3 protein-coding genes are annotated in these 2719 nt (G+C 72.1%); all 3 read right to left on the minus strand.

Annotated features, from left to right (window positions below; genetic code table 11):
* Positions 1-430, minus strand: a 430-nt coding sequence (locus B0W88_RS31015; protein WP_144007111.1) for a hypothetical protein, incomplete at its 3' end; no start/stop codon positions are given.
* Complete coding sequence (locus tag B0W88_RS31020; protein WP_077038323.1) at positions 427-1257, minus strand: alpha/beta hydrolase; 831 nt, start codon at positions 1255-1257, stop codon at positions 427-429. The genes B0W88_RS31020 and B0W88_RS31015, both read right to left, overlap by 4 nt.
* Positions 1258-1270: 13 nt before the next feature.
* Positions 1271-2635, minus strand: a complete 1365-nt coding sequence (locus tag B0W88_RS31025; protein ID WP_077038324.1) for an MFS transporter — start codon at positions 2633-2635, stop codon at positions 1271-1273.
* Positions 2636-2719: the final 84 nt, after the last annotated feature.

Below are 2719 nucleotides of genomic sequence, written 5' to 3' on the forward strand. Positions count from 1 at the left end.
CCTGCCAGTCCTGCGGGCGGGCGGCGATGTAGACGGGCGGCCTGCCGTCCTCCTCCTGCCTGCAGCGCAGCAGGGCGCCGACGCCGCCCTGGCGCGGCTCGCGGATGAAGGGATGGAAGGTCCGCACATCGACGGCCAGCCGGTGCCGGCCGGCACGCAGCGGGCCGAGGTCCAGGTCCTGCAGTTCGCGACCGGCGAGGCCGTCCTTCGCGGCATGCAGCAGGCGGCCGTCGAGCCACACGCCGGGCAGGCCCTTCTGCGCGGCCAGCGTCAGGCGCACGCTGGCCTGGTCCTCGCGCAGCTCGAAGGTCCAGAGGAAGTGGCGCAGCCTGCCGTCGGCGGCGCCGCCGTCCCAGGCCCAGTGCCAGCCCGCCTCGCGTTCGGTGCGGGCCTCGGCGTCCTCGGCGGCCAGCCAGATCGCTTCGTTCATTGCTTGTCGAGCCAGTTCAGGTAGGCGTCCAGCCACTGGTCGCTGGTGGTGCCGCGCGGGATCAGGCCGAAGCCGTGGCTGCCGCGTTCGTACAGGTGCAGCTCGACCCGTTGGCCGGCCTCGCGCCAGGCCTGGACGATCCCGAAGTCATCCGGCGGGAACAGCGGGTCGTCCAGCGCCTGCGCCACGAACAGCGGCGGCACCGGCGCCTGCGCGCGGAACGCGCCGAAGCCGCCGTAGATCAGCGCCAGCGTCGCGGGCATCTCGCCGGCGGCGGCCCGCTCGGCCAGGGCCCGGCCGCTGTGGGCGCCGGCCGAGAAGCCGAGGTAGCCCGAGCGCGCCGGATCGCAGCCGTAGTCGGCGGCATGGGCCTTCACCCACGCCATGGCGAGGCGGGCGTCCTCGACGGCGGGCTCGAAGAGCTGCAGGTTGTTGCCGCGCCGCGGCGTGGCCGAGGCGAAGCGCTGCGCGATCTCCTCGTTGACCGAGGCCGCGAAGTCCTCGTCCGCCGGCGGCGTCGGGTTCACGCGGTAGACCAGGACGAAGACGGTCCAGCCGGCCTCGGCCAGGCGCTGCGCGACCGGCCAGCCCTCGTTCTCGACGGCGACGAACTTGTAGCCGCCGCCGGGCACGACCAGCAGGGCCCGTCCATTGCCCTTGCCCGCGGGTGGCAGGACTGGATAGAGCAGCGGCGCGCTCACATTGCGCAGGATGCGCTCGCGTGCCAGGCCGGTCCACTGGAATGCCGGGGCGTCGCCGAGTGCGATCGGCGCCGGCAGGTCCATCGGCGTGGCGGGGACGGTCTTGAAGACGTAGCGTTCGGTCATGGGATGAGAGGTCTCAGGCGGTTGCGGCCGCGGCGCGCCGCTGGCTCAGGTCGGTGTTGAGTTGCTGAAGCTGCGTGCGGCCCAGGGGATAGCCCCAGCCCATCACCGCCGCCACGCCCAGCGCCATCAGCGCCGGGATCACGCTCATCAGCGCGATCACGCCCTGCAGCGCGACGGCGGGCTGCTGCGCGGCACCGGCCTGGTAGGCGGTGGCGCTCAGCACCAGGCCGACGATGGCGCTGCACAGGCCCGCGCCGACCTTGTTGGAGAAGTTGATCGTGGCGACCAGGGTGCCCACCACCCGCTGGCCCTCGCGGCGCTCGATGTCGTCGGCGATGTCCCCGTTGATCGAGTAGCTGATCGGTGCGCTGACGCCCAGGCAGATATTGGCCAGGAAGGTCAGCGTGAACACCAACGGCAGGCGATCGGGGCCGCCCGCCAGCATGCAGCTCAGCACCAGGGCCGAGCCGATCATCGAACCCACGTAGACGCGCTTCTTGCAGATCCGGCGGGTCAGCTGGTCGCTCAGCACCACGCCCAGCACCAGGCCGATGCCGCCCAGGCCCATGAAAGGCCCCACCAGTTGCGGCTGCCCGATCACCACGGCGAAGTAATAGACCCCGCTGGCCAACGGCAGGCCGATCAGCGCGGCCAGCGCGCACTGGGCCAGCACGCCGGCGCGCCAGGCGCGGCTGGACACGAGCGCCCGCATGTCGGTCTTCAGGTCCATGCGCGGGCCGTTGATCGGCGGTACGCGCTCGCGCACGAAGGCGAAGCACAGCCAGGTCATCGCGAGGCCCACCGCGGCGAACAGCGTGGCCGCACGCTGGAAGCCCTGGGCCGGCACGCCGCCGGACAGCGCGTCCTTGAGCATCGGGAAGCCCGCGGCGCAGCCGACGACGAAGATGAACTGCACGAAGCTGCCGACCCCGGCCACGCGCAGCCGCTCGTCCGGATCCGGCGCCACCATCGGCAGCATGGCCTGGAAGGGGATCATGATGAGGCTGTAGGCGCACCACAGCGTGATGTAGGCCAGCACGTAGTAGACGGTCCTGGCCGCGCCCTGCAGCGGCGGCACACTGAAGCTGGCCACCATCGCCACGGCCAGCACGGGCGCGAACCACAGCAGGTAGGGCCGCGCCTGGCCGTGGCGACTGCGCGTGGCGTCGACGCGGCGGCCGACCCAGATGTCCCAGAAGGCATCCACCACGCGAACCAGCAGCAGCAGGGCACCGATGAAGGCGGCCGAGAGCCCGGCCACGTCGGTGTAGAAGTACATCGCCATGCCGCCGGTCGCGGTGACGGCCGTGGGCATGAAGTTGCCGAGGCCGAAGGCCAGCTTTTCATGGAAGGGGATGCGCAGGCGGCTTGTCGTCATGGCGGGCTTTCAGCGAAGGAGGCGGACCGGGCCGAGCAGGCCGGTCGGGAGACGGGTCAGGCGGCGGCCCGGCAAGGGCAGGCC

The organism is Pelomonas sp. KK5 (assembly GCF_001984095.1).
GTDB lineage: Bacteria > Pseudomonadota > Gammaproteobacteria > Burkholderiales > Burkholderiaceae_C > KK5.